General features: G+C 69.6%; 23 protein-coding genes. 20 read left to right on the top strand and 3 right to left on the bottom strand.

Annotated features, from left to right (window positions below):
* The first annotated feature begins 112 nt into the window (after positions 1-112).
* The 11 genes from pdxS to H4N64_RS31440 all read left to right on the top strand — a co-directional run bounded on the left by pdxS (position 113) and on the right by H4N64_RS31440 (position 11,825).
* A complete protein-coding gene (pdxS, locus tag H4N64_RS31490) occupies positions 113-1,018 on the top strand; it encodes a pyridoxal 5'-phosphate synthase lyase subunit PdxS (RefSeq protein WP_186285841.1) in 906 nt (301 codons plus the stop codon).
* Complete coding sequence (pdxT, locus tag H4N64_RS31485; RefSeq protein WP_186285840.1) at positions 1,018-1,623, top strand: pyridoxal 5'-phosphate synthase glutaminase subunit PdxT; 606 nt, start codon at positions 1,018-1,020, stop codon at positions 1,621-1,623. Before pdxS ends, pdxT begins: the two co-directional genes overlap by 1 nt.
* 48 nt (positions 1,624-1,671) lie before the next feature.
* Positions 1,672-2,424 (top strand): YebC/PmpR family DNA-binding transcriptional regulator, encoded by a 753-nt coding sequence (locus H4N64_RS31480; protein ID WP_186285839.1) that lies wholly within the window; start codon positions 1,672-1,674, stop codon positions 2,422-2,424.
* Between the two features lie 119 nt (positions 2,425-2,543).
* Complete coding sequence (gene ruvC, locus H4N64_RS31475; protein ID WP_186285838.1) at positions 2,544-3,113, top strand: crossover junction endodeoxyribonuclease RuvC; 570 nt, start codon at positions 2,544-2,546, stop codon at positions 3,111-3,113.
* A complete protein-coding gene (gene ruvA, locus H4N64_RS31470; protein ID WP_186285837.1) occupies positions 3,110-3,715 on the top strand; it encodes a Holliday junction branch migration protein RuvA in 606 nt (201 codons plus the stop codon). Before ruvC ends, ruvA begins: the two co-directional genes overlap by 4 nt.
* A 21-nt stretch (positions 3,716-3,736) precedes the next feature.
* The gene (gene ruvB, locus H4N64_RS31465; RefSeq protein WP_186285836.1) at positions 3,737-4,807 is read left to right on the top strand and encodes a Holliday junction branch migration DNA helicase RuvB; all 1,071 of its coding nucleotides are present in this window, start codon (positions 3,737-3,739) and stop codon (positions 4,805-4,807) included.
* A gap of 186 nt (positions 4,808-4,993) precedes the next feature.
* Positions 4,994-5,479 carry a preprotein translocase subunit YajC gene (yajC, locus tag H4N64_RS31460; RefSeq protein ID WP_186285835.1) on the top strand — a complete coding sequence of 162 codons (486 nt, stop codon included), beginning with the start codon at positions 4,994-4,996 and terminating at the stop codon, positions 5,477-5,479.
* A 131-nt stretch (positions 5,480-5,610) separates the two neighbouring features.
* Positions 5,611-7,362: a protein translocase subunit SecD gene (gene secD / locus H4N64_RS31455; protein ID WP_186285834.1), complete on the top strand. Its 1,752-nt coding sequence runs from the start codon at positions 5,611-5,613 to the stop codon at positions 7,360-7,362.
* Position 7,363: 1 nt separating this feature from the next.
* Positions 7,364-8,479 carry a protein translocase subunit SecF gene (gene secF / locus H4N64_RS31450; RefSeq protein WP_186285833.1) on the top strand — a complete coding sequence of 372 codons (1,116 nt, stop codon included), beginning with the start codon at positions 7,364-7,366 and terminating at the stop codon, positions 8,477-8,479.
* Positions 8,476-9,015, top strand: coding sequence for an adenine phosphoribosyltransferase (locus tag H4N64_RS31445; RefSeq protein ID WP_186285832.1), 540 nt, complete (start codon positions 8,476-8,478; stop codon positions 9,013-9,015). Before secF ends, H4N64_RS31445 begins: the two co-directional genes overlap by 4 nt.
* A gap of 275 nt (positions 9,016-9,290) precedes the next feature.
* Entirely contained in the window at positions 9,291-11,825 is a 2,535-nt protein-coding gene (locus tag H4N64_RS31440) for a RelA/SpoT family protein (protein WP_186285831.1), read from the top strand.
* A 90-nt stretch (positions 11,826-11,915) separates the two neighbouring features.
* Here the strand turns inward: H4N64_RS31440 and H4N64_RS31435 are convergent, their stop codons facing one another.
* Together H4N64_RS31435 and H4N64_RS31430 are read right to left on the bottom strand one after the other, a co-directional pair.
* The gene (locus tag H4N64_RS31435) at positions 11,916-13,145 is read right to left on the bottom strand and encodes a DUF349 domain-containing protein (protein ID WP_186285830.1); all 1,230 of its coding nucleotides are present in this window, start codon (positions 13,143-13,145) and stop codon (positions 11,916-11,918) included.
* Positions 13,146-13,280: 135 nt separating this feature from the next.
* Positions 13,281-14,129 (bottom strand): peptidylprolyl isomerase, encoded by an 849-nt coding sequence (locus H4N64_RS31430; RefSeq protein WP_186285829.1) that lies wholly within the window; start codon positions 14,127-14,129, stop codon positions 13,281-13,283.
* A gap of 180 nt (positions 14,130-14,309) precedes the next feature.
* On the opposite strand from H4N64_RS31430, the gene H4N64_RS31425 reads away from it, so the two are divergent.
* The 5 genes from H4N64_RS31425 (at position 14,310) to rpsD (ending at position 19,536) form a co-directional block, all read left to right on the top strand.
* Positions 14,310-15,017 (top strand): MBL fold metallo-hydrolase, encoded by a 708-nt coding sequence (locus tag H4N64_RS31425; RefSeq protein ID WP_186285828.1) that lies wholly within the window; start codon positions 14,310-14,312, stop codon positions 15,015-15,017.
* A gap of 11 nt (positions 15,018-15,028) precedes the next feature.
* Positions 15,029-16,291 (top strand): histidine--tRNA ligase, encoded by a 1,263-nt coding sequence (hisS, locus tag H4N64_RS31420; protein WP_186285827.1) that lies wholly within the window; start codon positions 15,029-15,031, stop codon positions 16,289-16,291.
* Between the two features lie 272 nt (positions 16,292-16,563).
* Complete coding sequence (locus H4N64_RS31415) at positions 16,564-17,220, top strand: vitamin K epoxide reductase family protein (RefSeq protein WP_186285826.1); 657 nt, start codon at positions 16,564-16,566, stop codon at positions 17,218-17,220.
* A 43-nt stretch (positions 17,221-17,263) separates the two neighbouring features.
* Complete coding sequence (locus H4N64_RS31410) at positions 17,264-18,619, top strand: AAA family ATPase (RefSeq protein ID WP_186285825.1); 1,356 nt, start codon at positions 17,264-17,266, stop codon at positions 18,617-18,619.
* A 302-nt stretch (positions 18,620-18,921) separates the two neighbouring features.
* Positions 18,922-19,536 (top strand): 30S ribosomal protein S4, encoded by a 615-nt coding sequence (gene rpsD / locus H4N64_RS31405; protein ID WP_015661793.1) that lies wholly within the window; start codon positions 18,922-18,924, stop codon positions 19,534-19,536.
* A gap of 30 nt (positions 19,537-19,566) precedes the next feature.
* Here rpsD and H4N64_RS31400 read toward each other — a convergent pair whose 3' ends face one another.
* A complete protein-coding gene (locus H4N64_RS31400; protein WP_186285824.1) occupies positions 19,567-21,738 on the bottom strand; it encodes an ATP-binding protein in 2,172 nt (723 codons plus the stop codon).
* Positions 21,739-21,897: 159 nt separating this feature from the next.
* Between H4N64_RS31400 and H4N64_RS31395 the strand changes: the two genes are divergently transcribed.
* Genes H4N64_RS31395 through ruvX form a run of 4 tightly spaced genes read left to right on the top strand, consistent with a single transcriptional unit; the run spans position 21,898 to position 25,838 of the window.
* Entirely contained in the window at positions 21,898-22,344 is a 447-nt protein-coding gene (locus H4N64_RS31395; RefSeq protein ID WP_186285823.1) for a DUF948 domain-containing protein, read from the top strand.
* 7 nt (positions 22,345-22,351) lie between these two features.
* A complete protein-coding gene (locus H4N64_RS31390; RefSeq protein WP_186285822.1) occupies positions 22,352-22,702 on the top strand; it encodes a hypothetical protein in 351 nt (116 codons plus the stop codon).
* Positions 22,702-25,374: an alanine--tRNA ligase gene (alaS, locus tag H4N64_RS31385; protein WP_186285821.1), complete on the top strand. Its 2,673-nt coding sequence runs from the start codon at positions 22,702-22,704 to the stop codon at positions 25,372-25,374. The genes H4N64_RS31390 and alaS overlap by 1 nt, the downstream gene beginning before the upstream one ends.
* Positions 25,374-25,838, top strand: a complete 465-nt coding sequence (gene ruvX, locus H4N64_RS31380; protein ID WP_186285820.1) for a Holliday junction resolvase RuvX — start codon at positions 25,374-25,376, stop codon at positions 25,836-25,838. Before alaS ends, ruvX begins: the two co-directional genes overlap by 1 nt.
* Positions 25,839-25,855 lie beyond the last annotated feature (17 nt).

The raw sequence follows: 25,855 nt of genomic DNA, 5'->3' as shown, positions 1-25,855 counted from the left end.
TCCGTACGCGAAAAGGATCCACCGCCTCACCATTGGCCCTTGATGTGGCCTGGTCCATTCACGTTTCCTCAGTGCGGTAGAAACCCTCTTTTCACGTATGTGAGGTCAACCCGTGTCCATCACCGAGAACCAGGCTCCCGCAACCGGCACCGCCCGCGTGAAGCGCGGCATGGCCGAGCAGCTCAAGGGCGGCGTGATCATGGACGTCGTCACGCCGGAGCAGGCGAAGATCGCCGAGGACGCGGGCGCCGTCGCCGTCATGGCCCTGGAGCGGGTCCCGGCCGACATCCGCAAGGACGGCGGCGTGGCCCGGATGTCCGACCCGGACATGATCGAGGGCATCATCGACGCGGTCTCCATCCCGGTGATGGCCAAGTCCCGCATCGGCCACTTCGTCGAGGCCCAGGTCCTGCAGTCCCTCGGCGTGGACTACATCGACGAGTCCGAGGTCCTCACCCCGGCCGACGAGGTCAACCACTCCGACAAGTGGGCCTTCACCACCCCCTTCGTCTGCGGCGCCACCAACCTCGGTGAGGCCCTGCGCCGCATCGCCGAGGGCGCGGCCATGATCCGCTCCAAGGGCGAGGCCGGCACGGGCAACGTCGTCGAGGCTGTCCGCCACCTGCGCCAGATCAAGAACGAGATCGCCAAGCTGCGCGGCTACGACAACAACGAGCTGTACGCCGCCGCCAAGGAGCTGCGCGCCCCGTACGAGCTCGTGCAGGAGGTCGCCCAGCTCGGCAAGCTCCCGGTCGTGCTGTTCTCCGCCGGTGGCGTCGCCACCCCGGCCGACGCCGCGCTGATGCGCCAGCTCGGCGCCGAGGGCGTCTTCGTCGGCTCCGGCATCTTCAAGTCCGGCGACCCGGCCAAGCGCGCCGCCGCCATCGTGAAGGCCACCACCTTCTACGACGACCCGAAGATCATCGCGGACGCCTCCCGCAACCTGGGCGAGGCCATGGTCGGCATCAACTGCGACACCCTGCCCGAGGCCGAGCGCTACGCGAACCGAGGCTGGTGATGACCGCTCCCGTGGTCGGAGTGCTCGCACTCCAGGGCGACGTACGGGAGCACCTCATCGCCCTGGCCGCGGCCGACGCCGTGGCCAGGCCGGTGCGGCGCCCCGAAGAGCTCGATGACATCGACGGCCTGGTCATCCCCGGCGGCGAGTCCACCACCATCTCCAAGCTCGCCGTCCTGTTCGGCGTGATGGAGCCGCTGCGCGCACGCGTGCGTGCCGGACTGCCCGTCTACGGCACCTGCGCGGGCATGATCATGCTGGCCGACAAGATCCTCGACCCGCGCTCGGGCCAGGAGACCATCGGCGGCATCGACATGATCGTGCGCCGCAACGCCTTCGGACGTCAGAACGAGTCCTTTGAGGCCACGCTCGACGTGAAGGGCATCGCGGGCGATCCTGTGGAGGGCGTCTTCATCCGCGCCCCCTGGGTGGAGTCCGTCGGCGCCGAGGTCGAGGTGCTCGCCGAGCACGACGGCCACATCGTCGCGGTCCGCCAGGGCAACGCGCTCGCCACCTCGTTCCACCCGGAACTGACCGGCGACCACCGTGTGCACGGGCTGTTCGTCGACATGGTGCGCGCGAACCGGACAGCGGAGTCCTTGTAGGATCTCTGGCGTTCGTTCATAGACGGGTTACGCGAAGGAGACAGGCAGATGTCCGGCCACTCTAAATGGGCCACGACGAAGCACAAGAAGGCCGTGATCGATGCCAAGCGCGGCAAGCTCTTCGCGAAGCTGATCAAGAACATCGAGGTCGCGGCGCGGATGGGCGGCGTCGACCTCGAGGGCAACCCGACGCTCTACGACGCCGTCCAGAAGGCGAAGAAGCAGTCGGTTCCGAACAAGAACATCGACTCCGCGATCAAGCGCGGTGGCGGTCTTGAGGCCGGCGGCGCCGACTATGAGACGATCATGTACGAGGGCTACGGCCCGAACGGTGTCGCGGTGCTCATCGAGTGCCTCACCGACAACCGCAACCGCGCCGCCTCCGACGTCCGCGTCGCCATGACCCGCAACGGCGGCAACATGGCCGACCCGGGCTCGGTGTCGTACATGTTCAGCCGCAAGGGCGTCGTCATCGTCCCCAAGGGCGAGCTGACCGAGGACGACGTCCTCGGCGCCGTCCTGGACGCGGGCGCCGAGGAGGTCAACGACCTCGGTGAGTCCTTCGAGGTCATCAGCGAGGCCACCGACCTGGTCGCCGTCCGCACCGCCCTCCAGGACGCCGGGATCGACTACGACTCCGCCGAGTCCAGCTTCGTGCCGTCCGTCCAGGTCGAGCTGGACGAGGAGGGCGCCAAGAAGATCTTCAAGCTGATCGACGCGCTGGAGGACAGCGACGACGTGCAGAACGTCTTCGCCAACTTCGACGTCAGCGACGAGATCATGGAGAAGGTCGACGCGTAGCGCTGCCGCGGACCGAGCGGATTCCGGCGGGCCGGTGGGACACATCCACCGGCCCGCCGTCGTTGTCAGTGGCACCCGATAGCCTGCACAAACAGGCGATCGAGAGGGAGGGGGCGCGGGTGCGCGTACTCGGGGTGGACCCCGGACTGACGCGGTGCGGTGTCGGTGTCGTCGAGGGGGTCGCGGGCCGCCCGCTCACCATGCTCGGCGTCGGTGTCGTACGCACGCCCGTGGACGCCGAGTTGGGGCAGCGCCTCGTCGCGATCGAGCAGGGCATCGAGCAGTGGCTCGATGAGCATCGGCCCGAATTCGTCGCCGTGGAGCGGGTGTTCAGCCAGCACAACGTCCGTACGGTGATGGGCACGGCCCAGGCCAGCGCCGTCGCCATGCTGTGCGCCGCCCGCCGTGGCATCCCGGTCGCCCTGCACACCCCCAGCGAGGTCAAGGCGGCCGTCACCGGCAGCGGCCGCGCCGACAAGGCGCAGGTCGGCGCCATGGTCACCCGGCTGCTGAGGCTCAGCGCGCCGCCCAAGCCCGCGGACGCCGCCGACGCCCTCGCGCTCGCCATCTGCCACATCTGGCGCGCCCCCGCCCAGAACCGACTCCAGCAGGCCGTGGCCCTGCACACCGCCAAAGCACCGCAAGCCAAAGCACCGCAATCCAAAGCATCGAAAGGCCGTACGGCATGATCGCCTTCGTGAGCGGCACGGTCGCCGCACTCGCCCCCGACGCCGCCGTCGTCGAGGTCGGCGGTGTCGGCATGGCCGTACAGTGCACGCCGAACACCCTCTCCACCCTCCGCCTCGGCCGGCTCGCCAAGCTCGCCACCTCCCTGGTCGTGCGCGAAGACTCGCTGACCCTGTACGGCTTCGCGGACGACGACGAGCGTCAGGTCTTCGAACTGCTCCAGACCGCGAGCGGAGTCGGACCCCGCCTGGCTCAGGCGATGCTCGCCGTGCACTCGCCGGACGCCCTGCGCAGAGCCGTCGCGACCGGCGACGAGAAGGCGCTCACCGCCGTCCCCGGCATCGGCAAGAAGGGTGCGCAGAAGCTGCTGCTGGAGCTCAGGGACCGGCTCGGCGAACCGATCGGCGCCCCCGCCGTCGGCGCACCGGTCACCCAGGGCTGGCGCGACCAGCTGCACGCGGCGCTGATCGGCCTCGGGTACGCGACCCGCGAGGCCGACGAGGCCGTGTCCGCCGTGGCACCGCAGGCGGAGGCGGCCGAGGGCACGCCGCAAGTGGGGCAGCTGCTGAAGGCGGCCCTTCAGACGCTGAACCGCGCCCGCTAGCCCGTACCGAGGAGAACTTCCGTGAACTGGGACGACACGACCGACACACCCGCCGAAGAGCGGCTCGTCGGTGCGTCCGCCGACCGTGACGACCAGGCCGTGGAGGCGGCGCTGCGCCCCAAGGACCTGGGCGAGTTCATCGGCCAGGAGAAGGTCCGCGAACAACTCGACCTGGTCCTGCGCGCCGCACGCGCGCGTGGCGCCACCGCCGACCATGTCCTGCTCTCCGGCGCCCCCGGTCTCGGCAAGACCACCCTATCGATGATCATCGCGGCCGAGATGGGCGCCCCGATCCGCATCACCTCAGGGCCCGCGATCCAGCACGCCGGCGACCTCGCGGCGATCCTCTCCTCCCTCCAGGAGGGCGAGGTCCTCTTCCTCGACGAGATCCACCGCATGTCCCGGCCCGCCGAGGAGATGCTCTACATGGCGATGGAGGACTTCCGTGTCGACGTGATCGTCGGCAAGGGCCCGGGTGCCACCGCCATCCCCCTTGAGCTGCCCCCCTTCACCCTGGTCGGCGCCACCACGCGCGCGGGTCTGCTGCCGCCCCCGCTGCGCGACCGCTTCGGCTTCACCGCGCACATGGAGTTCTACGAGCCCACCGAGCTGGAGCGCGTCGTCCACCGTTCCGCGCACCTCCTCGACGTCGAGATCGACCCGGCCGGCGCCGCCGAGATCGCCGGCCGCTCCCGCGGCACCCCCCGCATCGCCAACCGTCTGCTGCGCCGGGTGCGTGACTACGCCCAGGTCAAGGCCGACGGTCTGATCACCAAGGACATCGCGGCGGCGGCCCTCGCGGTCTACGAGGTGGACGCCCGGGGCCTGGACCGGCTGGACCGGGCCGTCCTGGAGGCTCTGCTCAAGCTGTTCGGCGGCGGCCCCGTCGGCCTGTCCACCCTCGCGGTCGCGGTGGGGGAGGAGCGCGAGACGGTCGAGGAGGTCGCCGAGCCCTTCCTCGTACGAGAAGGTCTGCTGGCCCGCACCCCCCGCGGCCGGGTGGCCACGCCCGCCGCATGGGCGCATCTCGGCCTCACCCCGCCCCGCTCGGGGGCTGCGGGAAACGGACAAGGGGACCTGTTCGGGACGTGAGGGCGCCGCGATGGCGGCCGGTCGGCGCGGGCATTGGCCGGGTCAGGAACCTGGGTGCCATGCTGAGCGTTGTTCCTTGCACGCGGACTCGCTTAGACTCCGCCGATGCCGCCGTTGTCGGCGGCACACATACCCCCAACCATCAGGCCGCTCACCATCGCGGTCGTGTGAAGGAAGTTCCGACCCGTGAGTCTCGTGACCCTCCTCCCGTTCATCGTGCTCATCGGGGCCATGTTCCTGATGACCCGGTCGGCCAAGAAGAAGCAACAGCAGGCCGCCGACATGCGGAACCAGATGCAGCCCGGTTCCGGCGTCCGCACCATCGGGGGCATGTATGCCACGGTCAAGGAGGTCAACGAGGACACGGTCCTCGTCGACGCCGGTCCGGGCGTGGAACTGCTCTTCGCGAAGAACGCCATCGGTGCCGTCCTCTCGGACGACGAGTACAACCGCATCGTCCACGGCGTCGAGCACGACCTGAAGTCCGACGTCGTTCCGGACGACGCCTCCTCCCTCACCGAGTCCGACGACGCTGCCGCCGCCTCCGACGAGAAGTCCGTCGACCTCGAGAAGAAGGACGCGGACGAGGAGCCCTCCGACGACGTCGCGACCGCCGAGACGAAGGCCGACAGCGAGCCGAAGAAGTCCGACGGCGAGTCCGACGCGAAGTAGCCGCCTCCCGGAGCGCGCGGGCGTGACCCGCGCGCCCCGGGCACGCGCGGCTCTCGCACGGGATCCCGACTACATGTCATGGCCGCCGGCGCCGACCCGGCGAGAGGCGGCCCGAGAGGGAGTACGAGAAGGTGGCAGCACCTAAGAAGGGCCGAAGCGCGAGCGCCCAGAGCAGGCCGGGGCGCTCGCTGGCCCTCATTCTGATCGCCATCGTGGCGCTCACCGGGGGAATGTTCCTCTCCGGGCACACCACCCCGCGTCTCGGCATCGACCTGGCCGGCGGTACGAGCATCACGCTCCGCGCGGAGGCAGAGCCGGGCCAGGAATCCGCGATCAACAAGACCAACATGGACACCGCCGTCGAGATCATGGAGCGGCGTGTCAACGGTCTTGGTGTCTCGGAGGCCGAGGTCCAGACCCAGGGCGACAAGAACATCATCGTCAACATCCCCAAGGGCACGAACTCCAAGGAAGCCCGGGACCAGGTCGGCACCACCGCAAAGCTGTACTTCCGCCCGGTCATCGCCACCGAGGTCACCGGCGCCGCCGCGACGACCAGCCCGTCCCCGAGCCCGTCGGGCAGCGCGACGGACAAGGCGACCGACAAGGCGACCTCCTCCTCGTCCCCCTCGGCGACCGGCACTCCGTCGGCAACCTCCACCACCCAGGGCCGCGCGGCCGCCGACGCCCTGAAGGCGGACCCCACTCCGTCCACGAGCGCGAGCTCCAGCGCCTCTCCGTCGGCCAGCGCCAGCCCCTCCGGCTCCGCGGACACCAGCAAGCTCGAAGCGCAGTACGCCGCGCTCGACTGCACCGACAAGACCGCCCGCGCCAAGGCCGGTGACGGCTCCAAGCCAAGCGAGTCCACCATCGCCTGCGGTCAGAACGCGCAGGGCCAGTGGCAGAAGTACATCCTGGGCCCGGCCGAGGTCGACGGCACCGACGTCGACGAGGCCGAGGCGGTCTTCGACACCCAGACCGCCGCGGGCTGGACCGTGACCATGAAGTTCACGGGCGAGGGCCGCAAGAAGTTCGCCGACATCACCGGCCAGCTCGCCCAGAACCAGTCGCCGCAGAACCAGTTCGCCATCGTCCTGGACAACGACGTCGTCTCCGACCCCTACGTCAGCCAGGCGCTGACCGGCGGCAACGCCGAGATCTCCGGCAACTTCGACCAGGAGTCCGCCCAGAGCCTCGCCAACATGCTGTCGTACGGCGCCCTGCCGCTGACCTTCAGCGAGGACAGCGTCACCACGGTGACCGCCGCGCTCGGTGGCGAGCAGCTCAAGGCCGGTCTGATCGCGGGCGCGATCGGTCTCGCCCTGGTCGTCATCTACCTGGTGGTCTACTACCGCGGCCTGTCGCTCATCGCCGTGGCCTCGCTGCTGGTCTCCGCCGCCCTGACCTACGTGATCATGTCGCTGCTCGGCCCGGCCATCGGCTTCGCGCTGAACCTGCCGGCCGTCTGCGGTGCCATCGTCGCGATCGGCATCACAGCGGACTCCTTCATCGTCTACTTCGAACGCGTCCGGGACGAGATCCGCGAGGGCCGCACGCTGCGCCCCGCTGTCGAGCGGGCCTGGCCGCGCGCCCGGCGCACCATCCTGGTCTCCGACTTCGTGTCGTTCCTCGCCGCCGCGGTCCTGTTCGTCGTCACCGTCGGCAAGGTCCAGGGCTTCGCGTTCACGCTCGGCCTGACCACCGTGCTCGACGTGGTGGTCGTGTTCCTGTTCACCAAGCCCCTGCTGACCATCCTGGCCCGCAGGAAGTTCTTCGCGAGCGGCCACGCCTGGTCCGGCCTCGACCCCAAGCGACTGGGGGCCAAGCCGCCGCTGCGCCGTACCCGTCGTCCCGCCGGCCCCGTCGACCCGAAGGAGGCGTGAGATGTCGAAGATCGGCAACCTCGGCGCCCGACTGCACCGTGGCGAGGTCGGCTACGACTTCGTCGGCAACCGCAAGATCTGGTACGGCCTGTCCATCCTGATCACCATCACGGCGATCGTGGGCCTCGCGGTGCGCGGCCTGAACATGGGCATCGAGTTCCAGGGCGGCGCGGTCTTCACCACCCCGAAGACCTCCGTCTCGGTCTCCCAGGCGCAGGAGTACGCGGAAGAGGCCTCCGGCCACGACGCGATCGTGCAGAAGCTCGGCGACGGCAAGCTGCGCATCCAGGTCGCGGGCATCGAGACCAAGGAGGCCGACAGGGTCTCCGCGGAGCTCGCCAAGGACCTGAAGGTCGACGAGAACGACGTCACCGGCGAGCTGGTCGGCCCCAGCTGGGGTGAGCAGATCGCCAACAAGGCCTGGCAGGGCCTCGGGATCTTCCTGGTCCTTGTGGTGATCTATCTGGCCATCGCCTTCGAGTGGCGCATGGCGCTCGCCGCGTTCGTCGCCCTGATCCACGACATCACCATCACGGTCGGCATCTACGCCCTCGTGGGCTTCGAGGTCACCCCGGGTACGGTGATCGGTCTGCTGACGATCCTCGGTTACTCGCTCTACGACACGGTCGTCGTCTTCGACAGCCTCAAGGAGCAGACGAAGGACATCACCAAGCAGACCCGCTGGACCTACAGCGATGTCGCCAACCGGTCGATCAACAGCACGCTGGTCCGTTCCATCAACACCACGGTGGTCGCGCTGCTGCCGGTGGCGGGCCTGCTGTTCATCGGTGGCGGCTTCCTCGGCGCCGGCATGCTGAACGACATCTCCCTGTCGCTGTTCGTCGGCCTCGCGGCCGGTGCGTACTCCTCGATCTTCATCGCCACCCCGCTCGTCGCCGACCTCAAGGAGCGCGAGCCGCAGATGAAGGCCCTCAGGAAGCGCGTACTCGCCAAGCGCGCCCAGGCCGCGGCCAAGGGCGAGCCCCTGGACGCCGGGCATGTCGAGGAGCCCCTCGACGACGAGCCGGACGACGCCGCGCCCGCGGTCGTCGGCCCCCGCAACCAGCCCGCGTCCCGCAGCCGGGGCCGTGGCCGACCCTCGGGGAAGCGCCGATGACCGACATCGAGGAGCTGCTGCTCAGCCGCATCCGGGATGTGGCCGACTACCCGGAGCCGGGCGTGATGTTCAAGGACATCACCCCGCTGCTCGCGGACCCGGCCGCGTTCACCGCGCTCACCGATACCCTCGCGCAGATCGCCGAGCGCACCGGCGCCACCAAGGTCGTCGGCCTGGAGGCCCGCGGCTTCATCCTCGGCGCCCCCGTCGCCGTCCGCGCCGGACTCGGTTTCATCCCGGTGCGCAAGGCCGGCAAGCTCCCCGGAGCCACCCTCAGCCAGGCCTACGACCTGGAGTACGGCTCGGCGGAGATCGAGGTGCACGCCGAGGACCTCACCGCCGGCGACCGCGTCCTGGTCATCGACGACGTCCTCGCCACCGGCGGCACCGCGGAGGCCTCGATCCAGCTCATCCGCAGGGCGAGCGCCGAGGTCGCCGGCCTCGCCGTCCTGATGGAGCTCGGCTTCCTCGGCGGCCGCGCCCGCCTGGCGCCGGCCCTCGACGGAGCCCCTCTGGAGGCCCTGCTCAGGATCTGAGCCAGACCCATGTACGCGGGGCGCACACTTCCCGGAAGGGAGGCGTGCGCCCCGCGCGCATGTCCGGGCGCGGGGCGACGGGACACCCGCACGCGAGGCCCCCGAAAGCCTTCGGACACCCGGAGGACACCGCCGAGGAATCCCGGGCCGGTCCCTCTTGTTCCTCCCGTATACGGCCCTCACATCGGCCTGAAGGCGATCCTGCGGCCCAGGATCGCTACCATGGGGTCTCCGGAGCCTGACCGGGGGACCCGGATCGCGCACGAGGAGCCCTCTTGCCAGACGAGGCCCAGCACCTGACCGCCGCCAAGCCCGACTCCGCCTCGGGCCCCGCGGCCAAGCCCGCGCCGAACACGTCGAACGCGAAGAACGACGTCCGCGGGCCGGTCGAGCATGCCCAGTCCGCGCCCGTCGACAAGTCGGCAGACCAGTCGCGCCCCAAGCCGGCCCCGCCCGAGCGCCCCTCGACCCCCGCGGTCCGCCCCAACACCGGCCAGCCGCCCCGCACCGGCTCCTCCAACCGCGTCCGCGCCCGCCTCGCCCGCCTCGGCGTCCAGCGCTCCAACCCGTACAACCCGGTGCTGGAGCCGCTGCTGCGGATAGTGCGCAGCAACGACCCGAAGATCGAGACGGCCACCCTCCGCAAGATCGAGACCGCCTACCAGGTCGCCGAGCGCTGGCACCGCGGCCAGAAGCGCAAGAGCGGCGACCCGTACATCACGCATCCGCTGGCGGTCACCACCATCCTCGCCGAGCTGGGTATGGATCCGGCCACCCTGATGGCGGGCCTGCTGCACGACACCGTCGAGGACACCGAGTACGGCCTCGACCAGCTCCGCCGTGACTTCGGCGACTCCGTCGCGCTGCTCGTCGACGGCGTCACCAAGCTGGACAAGGTCAAGTTCGGCGAGGCCGCGCAGGCCGAGACCGTGCGCAAGATGGTCGTCGCCATGGCCAAGGACCCGCGCGTCCTGGTCATCAAGCTCGCCGACCGCCTGCACAACATGCGCACCATGCGCTACCTCAAGCGCGAGAAGCAGGAGAAGAAGGCGCGCGAGACGCTGGAGATCTACGCGCCGCTCGCCCATCGCCTGGGCATGAACACCATCAAGTGGGAACTGGAGGACCTCGCCTTCGCGATCCTCTACCCCAAGATGTACGACGAGATCGTCCGGCTGGTGGCCGAAAGGGCACCCAAGCGTGACGAGTATCTGGCCATAGTGACCGACGAGGTCCAGCAGGACCTGCGCGCGGCCCGTATCAAGGCCACCGTCACCGGCCGCCCGAAGCACTACTACAGCGTCTACCAGAAGATGATCGTCCGCGGCCGTGACTTCGCGGAGATCTACGACCTGGTGGGTATCCGCGTCCTTGTCGACACCGTCCGCGACTGCTACGCCGCCCTCGGCACCGTGCACGCGCGATGGAACCCGGTCCCCGGCCGGTTCAAGGACTACATCGCGATGCCCAAGTTCAACATGTACCAGTCGCTGCACACCACGGTCATCGGCCCCAACGGCAAGCCGGTCGAACTCCAGATCCGCACCTTCGACATGCACCGCCGCGCCGAGTACGGCATCGCCGCGCACTGGAAGTACAAGCAGGAGGCCGTCGCCGGCGCCTCCAAGGTGCGCACCGACGTGCCCAAGGCCGGCAAGGGCAAGGACGACCACCTCAACGACATGGCGTGGCTGCGCCAGTTGCTGGACTGGCAGAAGGAGACCGAGGATCCGGGCGAGTTCCTGGAGTCCCTGCGCTTCGACCTGTCGCGCAACGAGGTCTTCGTCTTCACCCCGAAGGGCGACGTCATAGCGCTCCCGGCGGGCGCCACCCCGGTCGACTTCGCCTACGCCGTCCACACCGAGGTCGGCCACCGCACCATAGGCGCACGCGTCAACGGCCGTCTCGTCCCGCTCGAATCCACCCTGGACAACGGCGACTTGGTGGAGGTCTTCACCTCCAAGGCGCCCGGCGCGGGCCCGTCCCGCGACTGGCTCGGCTTCGTGAAGTCGCCGCGCGCCCGCAACAAGATCAGGGCGTGGTTCTCCAAGGAGCGCCGCGACGAGGCGATCGAGCAGGGCAAGGACGCCATCGCCCGCGCGATGCGCAAGCAGAACCTGCCGATCCAGCGCATCCTCACCGGCGACTCCCTCGTCACGCTCGCGCACGAGATGCGCTACCCCGACATCTCCTCGCTGTACGCGGCGATCGGCGAGGGCCATGTGGCCGCGCAGAACGTCGTACAGAAGCTGGTGCAGGCCCTCGGCGGCGAGGAGGCGGCCACCGAGGAGATCGACGAGTCGGTACCGCCGGCCCGTGGCCGCGGCCGCAAGCGGCGCAGCAGCCAGGATCCGGGTGTCGTGGTCAAGGGTGTCGACGACGTGTGGGTCAAGCTCGCCCGCTGCTGTACTCCCGTCCCGGGCGACCCGATCATCGGGTTCGTCACCCGGGGTAGTGGCGTATCGGTTCACCGCAGCGACTGTGTCAACGTGGAGTCACTGTCCCGCGAGCCCGAGCGCATCCTCGACGTGGAGTGGGCGCCCACCCAGTCCTCGGTGTTCCTGGTCGCCATCCAGGTCGAGGCCCTGGACCGCTCCCGGCTGCTGTCGGACGTCACCCGCGTCCTGTCCGACCAGCACGTCAACATCCTCTCCGCGGCCGTACAGACCTCCCGCGACCGTGTCGCCACCTCCCGCTTCACCTTCGAGATGGGCGACCCCAAGCACCTCGGGCACGTCCTGAAGGCGGTCAGGGGCGTGGAGGGCGTCTACGACGTCTACCGGGTGACCTCGGCGCGCAGCCGGTCGTAACGGCCGTACGACGAAGCCGTAGGACATCAAAGCCGTAGGACATCAAAAAGGGGCTCCCCTCGGGGGAGCCCCTTCTCATGTGCGCTGCTGTCAGCCGCCGAACTCGTGGAGGCCCTTCAGGGCCTGGTCCAGCAGGGCCTGGCGGCCCTCCAGCTCACGCTCCAGCTTGTCGGCCTTGGCGTTGTTGCCCTGGGCGCGCGCCTGCTCGATCTGCTTGTGGAGCTTGTCCACGGCCGCCTGGAGCTGGCCGGTCAGACCCTCGGCACGCGCGCGTGCCTCCGGGTTGGTCCGGCGCCACTCGGCCTCCTCGGCCTCCTGGATGGCCCGCTCCACGGCGTGCATCCGGCCCTCGACCTTCGGCCGGGCGTCCCGCGGCACATGGCCGATGGCCTCCCAGCGCTCATTGACCGAACGGAACGCGGCACGCGCGGCCTTGAGGTCCGTCACCGGGAGGATCTTTTCGGCCTCCTGGGCCAGCTCCTCCTTCAGCTTCAGGTTCTCGGCCTGCTCGGCGTCGCGCTCGGCGAAGACCGAGCTGCGCGCGGCGAAGAACACGTCCTGGGCACCACGGAAGCGGTTCCACAGGTCGTCCTCGTGCTCGCGCTGGGCGCGGCCCGCGGCCTTCCACTCCGACATCAGCTCGCGGTAGCGCGCCGCCGTCGGACCCCAGTCCGTCGACCCGGACAGCGACTCGGCCTCGGCGACCAGCCGCTCCTTGGTCTTGCGGGCCTCCTCGCGCTGTGCGTCCAGCGCCGCGAAGTGCGCCTTGCGCCGCTTGGAGAACGCCGAGCGCGCGTGCGAGAAGCGGTGCCACAGCTCGTCGTCCGACTTGCGGTCGAGCCGCGGCAGGCCCTTCCAGGTGTCCACCAGCGCCCGCAGCCGCTCACCGGCCGCCCGCCACTGGTCGGACTGCGCCAGCTCCTCCGCCTCCGCGACCAGCGCCTCCTTGGAATGCCGCGCCTCGTCGGACTGCTTCGCGCGCTGCTGCTTGCGCTCCTCACGCCGCTTCTCGACGGTCTCCACGAGCTTGTCCAGACGCTGCCGCAGCGCGGCCAGGTCACCGACCGCGTGATGCGCGTCGACCTGCTCGCGGATGTGGTCGATCGCCACCTGCGCGTCCTTGGCCGACAGGTCGGTGGTCTTCACTCGCTTTTCGAGGAGGCCGATCTCGACAACCAGGCCCTCGTACTTGCGCTCGAAGTAGGCCAACGCCTCCTCAGGGGAGCCGGCCTGCCAGGAACCGACGACCTGCTCGCCATCGGCCGTACGCACGTACACGGTCCCCGTCTCGTCGACGCGGCCCCACGGGTCGCTGCTCACAGCGCCTCCTCCACATGATGCCTGCGTAGGGCTTCAGCGCCCCCGGCATCGTCCACAGTTTCGTCACGGCCAACATAGGCGACCGGCGGGTTGCCTGTCCGCATCCCGCGCGACCGAAATTTCGCAGTTGGGGGGTCAGGATTCGGTGACAGTTGCCTTGTTGATCACCACGGTCGCGTTCGGCGCCGTGTTGCCCGTCGTGGGGTCCGCGGCCTGCGCTCCAGCGGCCGCCAGCTTCTTGAGGACCTTCATCCCCGCCTCCGACACCGTGCCGAACGGCGTGTAGTCGGCCGGCAGCGGACTGTCCTGGTAGACCAGGAAGAACTGGCTGCCGCCGGAGTCGCGGCCCTCGCCGGTCTGGGCGTTGTACTGGTTCGCCATCGCGACCGTGCCCGCCGGGTAGACGTCGTCCTTGACGCTCTTGTCCTTCAGGTTCTCGTCCGGGATCGTGTAGCCGGGCCCGCCGCTGCCGGTGCCCGTCGGGTCGCCGCACTGGAGCACGTAGATGCCGCTGTCGACCAGCCGGTGGCAGTTGGTGTGGTCGAAGTAGCCCTTGCCCGCGAGGAAGTTGAACGAGTTGACCGTGTGCGGGGCGGCGGAGGCCTTGAGCGCGATGTCGATCTCACCGCACGTCGTGTCCAGCTTCATCGTGTAGTCCGCGGACTTGTCGATGGTCATGGCCGGCTCCTTCTTCCAGCTCATGGTCTCGACCTTGCCCGCGGCCGCCTTCTCGCACGGGTCCGGGACCTTGCTGGTCGGCGTCGCGCTCGGCGTGACCTCCGCGCCCGCGTTCGACTTGCCGTCGTCCCCGTCGAAGGCGCCGGCCGTATAGAGCCCGAGACTGCCGACGAGTACGACGCCGAGCGCCGAAGCGATCACCGCGTTGCGCGTGCGTGACTTGCGCCGCGCGTCCGTGCGCCGCTGCTGCTGCCGCAAGAACTTCTCCCGGGCGAGCTGACGCCGCCGCTGTTCCTGGCTGACCACGGGGTTGTCTCCTCAAGCGTCTGTATGCGTCGACCGGTGCGTGTGCGTCCGGTGGGCCGACCGTCTGCGTGTGCCCCGTACCGTATATGGGTTCGCTGAGGAATCGGCAGCGCCGGTAGGCTCTGACCTCAGGCGCAGCCCACCGACTTGTCACCCGAACCGACACAACGAAGGACGATCGTGCTCATTGCCGGGTTCCCCGCCGGGGCCTGGGGGACGAACTGCTATCTCGTCGCCCCCGCCGCCGGTGAGGAGTGCGTGATCATCGACCCGGGCCATCAGGCGGCCCCCGGAGTCGAGGAAGCGCTGAAGAAGCATCGGCTCAAGCCCGTCGCCGTCGTCCTCACCCATGGCCACCTCGACCATGTGGCCTCGGTCGTCCCCGTGTGCGGCGCGCACGACGTACCGGCCTGGATCCACCCCGAGGACCGGTACATGATGAGCGACCCCGAGAAGGCGCTCGGCCGTTCCATCGGGATGCCGCTGATGGGCGAGCTGACCATCGGGGAGCCGGACGACGTCAAGGAGCTGGCCGACGGCGCGAAGCTGGAGCTGGCGGGACTTGAACTGTCCGTCGCCCATGCTCCGGGCCATACCAAGGGGTCGGTGACCTTCGGCCTGCCCGAGGCGGCGGACATCCCGCCGATCCTGTTCTCGGGCGACCTGCTGTTCGCCGGCTCCATCGGACGCACCGACCTGCCCGGCGGTGACATGGCCGAGATCCTCGACTCGCTGGCCCGCGTGTGCCTGCCGCTCGACGACTCGACCGTGGTGCTGTCCGGCCACGGCCCCCAGACGACCATCGGCCAGGAGCGCGCCACCAACCCGTATCTACGGCAGGTGGCCACCGGCCAGGGAGCCTTTGAGGTTCCCCGACGAGGAATGTGACGAGACCTTCCGTGAGCACCTTCAAGGCCCCCAAGGGCACGTACGACCTGATCCCGCCGGACAGCGCCAAGTTCCTCGCCGTCCGCGAGGCCATCGCCGCCCCGCTGCGCAACTCCGGCTACGGCTACATCGAGACGCCCGGCTTCGAGAACGTCGAGTTGTTCGCGCGCGGTGTCGGTGAGTCCACCGACATCGTGACCAAGGAGATGTACGCCTTCGAGACCAAGGGCGGCGACCAGCTCGCGCTGCGCCCCGAGGGCACGGCGTCCGTGCTGCGCGCCGCGCTGGAGGCCAATCTGCACAAGGCAGGCAACCTCCCGGTCAAGCTCTGGTACTCCGGCTCGTACTACCGCTACGAGCGCCCTCAGAAGGGCCGTTACAGGCACTTCTCGCAGGTCGGCGCCGAGGCGATCGGCGCGGAGGACCCGGCGCTGGACGCCGAGCTGATCATCCTGGCGGACCAGGCGTACCGCTCGCTGGGCCTGAGCAACTTCCGGATCCTGCTCAACAGCCTGGGCGACAAGGAGTGCCGTCCGGTCTACCGGGCCGCGCTGCAGGACTTCCTGCGCGTCCTGGACCTCGACGAGGACACCCTGCGCCGTTCGGAGATCAACCCGCTGCGCGTCCTTGACGACAAGCGCGAGTCGGTCCAGAAGCAGCTCGGGGACGCGCCGCTGTTGCGCGACTACCTCTGCGACGCCTGCAAGGCGTACCACGAGGAGGTCCGCGAGCTGATCACGGCCGCCGGCGTCTCCTTCGAGGACGACCCGAAGCTGGTGCGCGGCCTGGACTACTACACGCGTACGACCTTCGAGTTCGTCCACGACGGTCTGGGCTCCCAGTCCGCGGTGGGCGGCGGCGGCCGCTACGACGGTCTGTCCGAGATGATCGGCGGCCCCGCGCTGCCGTCCGTCGGCTGGGCCCTCGGCGTCGACCGCACGGTCCTCGCGCTGGAGGCGGAGGGCGTCGAGCTCGAACTCCCCTCCACGACCAGCGTGTTCGCGGTTCCGCTCGGCGAGGAGGCCCGCCGGGTCCTGTTCGCCAAGGTGACCGAGCTGCGCAAGGTCGGCATCGCCGCGGACTTCTCCTACGGCGCCAAGGGCCTCAAGGGCGCCATGAAGAACGCCAACCGCAGCGGCGCCCGCTACACGGTCGTCGCCGGTGAACGCGACCTCGCCGAGGGCGTCGTCCAGCTCAAGGACATGGAGTCCGGCGAGCAGACGCCGATCGGCGTGAACGAGATCGTGGCGGAACTGGAGTCGAGACTCGGCTGACCGGGACCCCTTCAGGCGCCGGGTACCCGGCGCCTGAAGGGGTGGACCGTCAATGCGGCGGGTGCGGATTCGTCCTGCCGGGCGATTCCGGCGCCTGAGTGCCACGCACGCGTGCCGTCCGCCGGGTCCGCTCCGAACTGGCCGGAACCGAGCGTTCAGGGTCGATGGGGCGGCCGTCCTTATGTCCACCGAACGGTGGAAAGGGGTCCTGGTGCGGCACAATGGCCCCTGCTCGAAGAAGGTCCAACTCTCAAGCAGACGGAATCGGCGTGATGAGCAAGACGACAGTCAAGGACGTCTCCACCGAGCCCGAGCCGGAGCGCACCATCGAGGTGTCGCGCGCGATGGGCGGCAGTCGCGCATTCGCCTTGATGCTGGTGATCACCGGCGCGGCCGGACTGCTCGCCGCGTGGGTCATCACGATCGACAAGTTCAAGCTGCTGGAGGCCAAGGTCGAGGGGAAGACCTTCGTCCCCGGGTGCAGCCTGAACCCCGTCGTCTCCTGCGGCAGCGTCATGGAGAGCGACCAGGCCTCGGTCTTCGGCTTCCCCAACCCGATGCTCGGCCTCGTCGCCTACGGCATCGTCATCTGCGTCGGCGTCAGCCTGCTCGCCCGCGCCCGCTTCCCGTGCTGGTACTGGCTCACCTTCAACGCCGGCACCCTCTTCGGCGTCGGCTTCTGCACCTGGCTGCAGTTCCAGTCGCTGTACCGCATCGGAGCCCTGTGCCTGTGGTGCTCGCTCGCCTGGGTCGCGACGATCATCATGTTCTGGTACGTGACCTCGTTCAACGTGCGCAACGGCTTCCTGCCAGGACCGCGCCGGCTGAAGGGCTTCTTCAGCGAGTTCACCTGGGTCCTGCCGGTGCTGCACATCGGCGTCATCGGCATCCTGATCATGACCCGCTGGTGGGACTTCTGGACCAGCTGACAGCGCCGAGGGCATTGTCAGTGCGGTGATTTAGGGTTTCAGCGTGGAGCCCGACCTGTTCACCGCCGCAGCCGAAGAACGCCAGGAGAAGGACCCGACCGCCAGCCCCCTGGCCGTCCGGATGCGCCCGCGCACCCTCGACGAGGTGGTGGGCCAGCAGCACCTGCTCAAGCCGGGCTCACCGCTGCGCAGACTGGTCGGCGAGTCCGGAGGCGGCCCGGCCGGACCCTCCTCGGTGATCCTCTGGGGCCCGCCCGGCACCGGCAAGACGACCCTCGCGTACGTCGTCTCCAAGGCCACCAACAAGCGCTTCGTGGAACTGTCCGCGATCACCGCCGGAGTCAAGGAGGTCCGCGCGGTCATCGACGGCGCCCGCCGCGCCACCGGCGGCTTCGGCAAGGAGACCGTCCTCTTCCTCGACGAGATCCACCGCTTCAGCAAGGCACAGCAGGACTCCCTGCTCCCGGCGGTCGAGAACCGCTGGGTGACCCTGATCGCGGCGACGACGGAGAACCCGTACTTCTCCGTGATCTCACCCCTGCTCTCCCGCTCCCTCCTCCTCACCCTCGAACCCCTCACGGACGACGACGTGCGAGGCCTCATCGAGCGCGCCCTCTCCGACGAGCGGGGCCTCAGGGATGCCGTCACCCTGCCCGAGGACACCGAGGCCCACCTGCTGCGCATCGCCGGCGGCGACGCCCGCCGCGCCCTGACCGCCCTGGAGGCCGCGGCCGGAGCCGCCCTGGACCAGGGCGAGAGCGAGATCAGCCTCGGGACACTGGAGCAGACGGTCGACCGGGCGGCGGTGAAGTACGACCGCGACGGCGACCAGCACTACGACGTGGCGAGCGCCCTCATCAAGTCCATTCGCGGCTCCGATGTCGACGCGGCCCTGCACTACCTGGCCCGGATGATCGAGGCCGGCGAGGACCCCCGCTTCATCGCCCGCCGCCTGATGATCTCGGCCAGCGAGGACATCGGCCTCGCCGATCCGAACGCCCTGCCCATCGCGGTCGCCGCCGCCCAGGCCGTCGCCATGATCGGCTTCCCCGAGGCCGCCCTCACCCTCAGCCACGCCACCATCGCCCTCGCCCTGGCCCCGAAGTCCAACTCCGCGACCACCGCCATCGGCGCCGCCATGGAGGACGTACGCAAGGGACTGGCCGGACCCGTGCCGCCGCATCTGCGCGACGGCCACTACAAGGGCGCCGCCAAGCTCGGGCACGCGCAGGGGTATGTGTATCCGCACGACCTTTCCGAGGGCATCGCCGAGCAGCAGTACGCCCCGGACGCCCTCAAGGACCGCGAGTACTACACCCCGACCCGGCACGGCGCCGAGGCGCGGTACGCGGACGCGGTGGAGTGGACCAGGAAGCACCTCGGTCGCAAGCGGTCCTGAGCAGCCTGTAGAATGCCTTGAAGTGCTGTGTCCCGTGCAGTCAGAACGGGACGGTCAGCCGGAGACCCGGTCCTCGGACCGACTCCAGGAGCGTCGCGCACCGTCGATCGGTGTCGCGGGCAGCCCACCACCACTCGTCGTACGACGGAAGAGGTCGGTGGGCCACTCGCGTGCTGCACGTATGTGCCCAGACCAGGGGAGCGGCTGCCCGACAGGTCCCTCGTGGACCCGGCGGGTTTCCCCGGCTGCGGATGCGACCTCCCTCAACCCTGACAAGCCGAAAACCAGGAAATGAGAAACAAGTGGCGAACCAGTCCCGCCCCAAGGTCAAGAAGTCGCGTGCCCTCGGCATCGCGCTGACCCCGAAGGCCGTCAAGTACTTCGAGGCCCGTCCCTACCCGCCGGGTGAGCACGGCCGTGGCCGCAAGCAGAACTCGGACTACAAGGTCCGTCTGCTGGAGAAGCAGCGTCTGCGTGCGCAGTACGACGTGTCCGAGCGCCAGCTCGTCCGCGCCTACGAGCGTGCCTCCAAGGTTCAGGGCAAGACCGGTGAGGCCCTGATCATCGAGCTTGAGCGTCGTCTCGACGCCCTGGTCCTGCGTTCGGGCATCGCCCGCACCATCTACCAGGCCCGTCAGATGGTCGTTCATGGCCACATCGAGGTCAACGGCCAGAAGGTCGACAAGCCGTCGTTCCGCGTCCGTCCCGACGACGTCGTGATGGTCCGCGAGCGCAGCCGCGAGAAGACCCTCTTCTCGATCGCCCGTGAGGGCGGCTTCGCCCCCGAGGGTGAGACCCCGCGTTACCTCCAGGTGAACCTCAAGGCCCTGGCGTTCCGCCTGGACCGTGAGCCGAACCGCAAGGAGATCCCGGTGATCTGCGACGAGCAGCTCGTCGTCGAGTACTACGCCCGTTGATCCTTCAGCGGACGTAGCACCACCTGCGCGTCAGCCCGCCGTCTCCCCGCCCTTCCGGGTGGGCGAGGCGGCGGGTTCGTGCATGTCGAGGGTGACTTTGGAGTGCCGCAGGGGCTCGCGCGGCGCGGGCAGCGCCTCCAGCGCCGTGGCCGTCGGCCGCCCGAGGCGCAGCGCCCGGCCCACCGCCGCCTCCCGGTCCAGCAGCGCACCCGCCCGTACGCACTCCTCGTACCGCTCATCGCCCAGCCGCTCCCGGGTCATCGCCTCGCACAGCTCGTGCGGGGCGTTGAAGTACGCCGAGCCGAACAGCGGCAGCCCCACCGGCGGCCACATCCGGTCGGCCGACCCTTGCAGCACCGCCGCCTCCGCCGCGTCGCCCTCCGTCGCGGTGACCAGGGCCAGCAGCTCCACCGTGAGGACCGAGCCGAGCAGGTCGCGGAAGGAGTGGGCGGCGGCCAGGCAGTCGGTCAGCAGCTCGCGCGCACGGCCCTGATCGCCCTCCCGCCAGGCCGCGTACGCCAGCACATACAGCGCGTACGACCGGGCCCAGCGCTCGCCGTGGTCCTCGCACACCCGGTGCACGTCCTCGCACAGCACTTCCGCCTCTTCCAGATCGCCCTGGAAGGCCCGGGCCATCGCGAGCTCCACCTGGCCCATGAGGACGTTGCTGTTGAGCTCGCCGATCTCCTGGTAGCGGGCCAGCGCCGAGCGCAGCAGCGTTTCAGCACGGGGCATGTCGTCGCTGACCAGGGCCAGGCAACCGGTGCGGTGCTCGGCGTAGGCCGTCGCGGTGGGGTTCGCCGACAGCTCCGCCTCCTCACGGCACTCGTGCAGCGCGGCCAGCGCGGCGAGCGTGTCGCCCTGGAGAACTGCCACATAGCCGAGCACCCACAGGGCTTTGAGCCGGGACTGCTCATGGCCGGAGTGCAGCTGCACGGCCTGGTCCAGCCAGTGCCGGCCCTCCGAGAGGCGGCCGCAGCCGGCCCAGCAGAACCACAGGGAGCCCGCGAGGAGCTGGCCCAGATGTGCCTCCTCCGGCTCGGACAGACAGTGCTCCAGGGCGCTGCGCAGATTCGGCAGCTCCGCCTCCACGCGCGCGGCGAGCTCCGCCTGGCGCGGCGAGAACCAGTCCAGCTCGCACCAGGTCGCCAGGCCCAGGTACCAGTCGCGGTGCCGGCGCCGCAGCCGCTCCGCGTCACCGGTCGCCGCCAGCCAGTCGGCGCCGTAGGCCCGGACCGTGTCCAGCATGCGGTAGCGCACGCCCGAGTCGGTCTCCTCGCGGGAGACCACCGACTGCGCGAGGAGTTCCGAGAGCACGTCGAGGACGTCGTCGGCGTGCAGACCGTGCCCGCTGCACACGTACTCCACGGCCTCCAGATCGAAGCGCCCGGCGAACACCGAAAGGCGCGCCCACAGCAACCGCTCCTCGGGCGTGCACAGTTCATGGCTCCAGCCGATCGCCGTGCGCAGCGTCCGATGACGCCACGGCGAGTCCCCGCCGGCCCGGGTCAGCAGCCGGAACCGGTCGTCCAGCCGGACCAGCAACTGCCCCGGGGACAGCGCCCGCAGCCGCCCGGCCGCCAGTTCCACCGCCAGCGGAATCCCGTCGAGGCGTCGGCACAGCTCTCGTACGTCGTCATCGCCGGCGACCTGGATCCCGTGCAGTGCGGCCCGGGCCGCGAACAGCTCGACCGCCTCGTCCTCGGCGAGCGGCGTCAGCGGGAGCAGCTTCTCGCCCTGCACCGACAGCGGTCTGCGGCCCACCGCGAGCACCTTCAGCCCCGGCGCCCGGCACAAAAGCTCGGTCACCAGCTCGGCGCAGGCGTCGACCAGGTGCTCGAACCCGTCCAGGAGCAGCAGGAGTTGACGTTCGGCGAGATGGGACAGGAGCGTCTCGCGCGCCGGGCGGGTGGTGTGGTCGGTCAGTCCCAGCGCCGCCACGACCGCGTGGTCGACGCACGCCGGATCGCGCACCGGCGCCAACTCCACCCGCCACACCCCGTCCGACGGCGCGCACCGGGAGGCCGCACGGGCCGCCAGCCGAGACTTTCCGACCCCGCCCACCCCGGTGACCGTCACCAGCCGCGTCTCGCCGAGCGCCTCGGTCAGCCCCGCGAGTTCGGCCGTACGCCCGACGAACGCGTCGAGCTCCAAGGGCAGATTGCCCGCCACCGGGGTGTCCTCACGCTGTCGATCTCGCATGGGATACGGAGCGTACTGAAGCGTATTCAGTCCGTACAATCGCTTCGCCGAACTCGGGGTCCGGCGGGCGGTAATGCGGTACGGAGCGCCACGCCCGGCGCGATAGGCTCGACCCACGACTTTCGATGTTGAGACACGTTTCAGGGAGCGGGTGCAACAGTGTCCGGTGGAGAGGTGGCCGGGATCCTGGTGGCCGTGTTCTGGGCGATCCTGGTCTCCTTCCTCGCCGTGGCACTGGTGAGGCTGGCCCAGACGCTCAGGGCGACCACCAAGCTGGTCGCGGACGTGACCGATCAGGCCGTCCCGCTCCTGGCGGACGCCTCCGCCGCGGTGCGCTCGGCGCAGACCCAGATCGACCGGGTCGACTCCATCGCCTCCGACGTCCAGGAAGTCACCTCCAACGCCTCCGCGCTGTCCACCACGGTGGCCTCCACCTTCGGCGGCCCCCTGGTCAAGGTCGCGGCCTTCGGCTACGGCGTACGGCGGGCGATCGCGGGCCGCAAGGACGACGTGCCCGCCAAGGAACCCCGACGTACCGTGATCGTGGGCCGCACGGTTCCGGCCGCACGGCGCAGCAAGCGGAACAACCGTGGAAAGAGGGACTGATCCAGCGATGTTCCGCCGTACCTTCTGGTTCACCACAGGTGTCGCGGCCGGTGTGTGGGCCACCACCAAGGTCAACCGCAAACTGAAGCAGCTGACCCCCGAGCACCTGGCCACGCAGGCCGCCAACAAGGCACTGGAGGCCGGAAACCGCCTCAAGGACCGCGCGGTGGGCTTCGCGCTCGACGTCCGCGACAACATGGCCCAGCGGGAGGCCGAGCTGGAGGACGCGCTGGGCATCCAGGCGGGCCCCGAACTGCCCGCGCCGCGGCGGCACGCCGCGATCGAGAACCGCACCAAGCCGAAGACGTACGTCATCGACAGCACGACGTACTCGTACAACCGGAATGAGGACCACTGATGGAGTCGGCTGAGATCCGCCGCCGCTGGCTGAGCTTCTTCGAGGAGCGCGGGCACACCGTCGTCCCTTCGGCGTCGCTCATCGCGGACGACCCGACTCTGCTCCTCGTCCCGGCCGGCATGGTGCCCTTCAAGCCCTACTTCCTGGGCGAGGTCAAGCCGCCCTTCGACCGCGCCACCAGCGTGCAGAAGTGCGTGCGCACGCCGGACATCGAAGAGGTCGGCAAGACCACCCGGCACGGCACGTTCTTCCAGATGTGCGGCAACTTCTCCTTCGGCGACTACTTCAAGGAAGGCGCCATCAAGCTCGCCTGGGAGCTGCTCACCAGCCCCCAGGACAAGGGCGGTTACGGCCTCGACCCCGAGCGTCTGTGGATCACCGTCTACAAGGACGACGACGAGGCCGAGCAGATCTGGCACGAGGTCGTCGGCGTGCCCAAGGAGCGCATCCAGCGCCTGGGCATGAAGGACAACTTCTGGTCCATGGGTGTCCCCGGCCCCTGCGGCCCCTGTTCCGAGATCAACTACGACCGCGGCCCCGAGTTCGGCGTCGAGGGCGGCCCCGCCGTCAACGACGAGCGGTACGTGGAGATCTGGAACCTCGTCTTCATGCAGTACGAGCGGGGCGAGGGCACCGGCAAGGAGAGCTTCGAGATCCTCGGCGACCTGCCGAGCAAGAACATCGACACCGGGCTCGGCCTTGAGCGGCTCGCCATGATTCTGCAGGGCGTGCAGAACATGTACGAGATCGACACCTCCATGGCCGTCATCAAGAAGGCCACCGAGCTGACCGGCGTGGCCTACGGCGACGCCCACGCCTCGGACGTCTCCCTGCGCGTGGTCACCGACCATATGCGCACCGCCGTGATGCTCATCGGCGACGGCGTCACCCCGGGCAACGAGGGCCGCGGCTACGTCCTGCGCCGCATCATGCGCCGCGCCATCCGCAACATGCGCCTGCTCGGCGCCACCGGTCCGGTCGTCAAGGACCTGGTCGACACCGTCATCGCGATGATGGGCCGGCAGTACCCGGAGCTCGTCACCGACCGCGAGCGCATCGAGAAGGTCGCCCTCGCCGAGGAGAACGCCTTCCTCAAGACGCTGAAGGCCGGCACCAACATCCTCGACACCGCCGTCACCGAGACCAAGGCCTCCGGCGGCACCGTCCTCGCCGGCGACAAGGCGTTCCTGCTCCACGACACCTGGGGCTTCCCGATCGACCTCACCCTGGAGATGGCCGCCGAGCAGGGCCTGTCCGTGGACGAGGACGGCTTCCGGCGCCTGATGAAGGAGCAGCGGGAGCGCGCCAAGGCCGACGCCCAGGCCAAGAAGACCGGCCACGCCGACATGGGCGCCTACCGCGAGATCGCCGACAGCGCCGGTGAGACCGAGTTCATCGGCTACACCGACACCGAGGGCGAGTCGACGATCGTCGGCATCCTCGTCGACGGCGTCTCCTCCCCGGCCGCCACCGAGGGCGACGAGGTCGAGATCGTCCTCGACCGCACCCCGTTCTACGCCGAGGGCGGCGGCCAGATCGGCGACACCGGCCGCATCAAGGTGGACTCCGGTGCCGTCATCGAGGTGCGCGACTGCCAGAAGCCGGTGCCGGGCGTGTACGTCCACAAGGGCGTCGTCCAGGTCGGCGAGGTCACCGTCGGCGCCAAGGCCCAGGCCTTGATCGACAACCTCCGCCGCAAGGCCATCGCCCGCGCCCACTCGGCGACCCACCTGACCCACCAGGCCCTGCGCGACGCCCTCGGCCCGACGGCCGCCCAGGCCGGTTCCGAGAACCAGCCCGGCCGCTTCCGCTTCGACTTCGGCTCGCCGTCCGCCGTTCCGACGGCCGTGATGACCGACGTCGAGCAGAAGATCAACGAGGTGCTCGCCCGCGATCTGGACGTCCGTGCCGACGTCATGGGCATCGACGAGGCCAAGAAGCAGGGCGCCATCGCCGAGTTCGGCGAGAAGTACGGCGAGCGGGTCCGCGTGGTGACCATCGGCGACTTCTCCAAGGAGCTGTGCGGCGGCACCCACGTCCACAACACCGCCCAGCTCGGCCTGGTCAAGCTGCTCGGTGAGTCCTCGATCGGCTCGGGTGTGCGCCGTATCGAGGCCCTCGTCGGTGTCGACGCCTACAACTTCCTCGCCCGTGAGCACACGGTCGTCGCCCAGCTCCAGGAGCTGATCAAGGGCCGTCCGGAGGAGCTCCCGGAGAAGGTCTCCGCCATGCTCGGCAAGCTGAAGGACGCCGAGAAGGAGATCGAGAAGTTCCGCGCCGAGAAGGTCCTCCAGGCCGCGGCCGGTCTCGCCGAGTCCGCCAAGGACGTACGCGGCATCGCCCTGGTCACCGGCCAGGTTCCGGACGGCACCACCGCCGACGACCTGCGCAAGCTGGTCCTCGACGTGCGCGGCCGCATCCAGGGCGGCCGGCCCGTCGTGGTCGCCCTGTTCACCGTGGTGAACGGCAAGCCGCTGACGGTCATCGCCACCAACGAGGCCGCCCGCGAGCGCGGCCTCAAGGCCGGCGACCTGGTCCGTACGGCCGCCAAGACGCTCGGCGGCGGCGGTGGCGGCAAGCCGGACGTCGCCCAGGGCGGCGGCCAGAACCCGGCCGCGGTCGGTGACGCCGTGGACGCCGTGGAGCGCCTGGTCGGGGAGACGGCCAAGTAATGCGCAGAGGACGTCGGCTCGCCATCGACGTCGGGGACGCCCGGATCGGGGTCGCCTCGTGCGACCCCGACGGGATCCTCGCCACCCCGGTGGAGACGGTCCCCGGCCGGGACATCCCCGCGGCACAGCGCCGGTTGAAGCAGCTGGTCGAGGAGTACGAGCCGATCGAGGTCGTCGTCGGTCTCCCTCGCTCCCTCAAGGGGGGCGAGGGCCCGGCCGCGGTCAAGGTCCGTGGCTTCGCGCAGGAACTGGCCCGCATGATCGCGCCGGTTCCGGTGAGGCTCGTGGACGAACGGATGACCACGGTGACGGCCAGTCAAGGACTGCGCGCCTCGGGGGTGAAGTCGAAAAAGGGCAGATCGGTCATCGACCAGGCAGCCGCTGTGATCATCCTCCAGCAGGCACTGGAATCCGAACGGGTGTCAGGTAAAGCACCCGGCGAGGGCGTCGAAGTGGTCATCTGATCGCGATACGGTAACGT

Origin of the sequence: Streptomyces cupreus (assembly GCF_014257025.1) — a bacterium.
GTDB classification, from domain to species: Bacteria; Actinomycetota; Actinomycetes; order Streptomycetales; family Streptomycetaceae; genus Streptomyces; species Streptomyces cupreus.
Note: the sequence above shows the minus strand (reverse complement) of the source record. Positions and strands in the feature narration are given on the sequence as shown.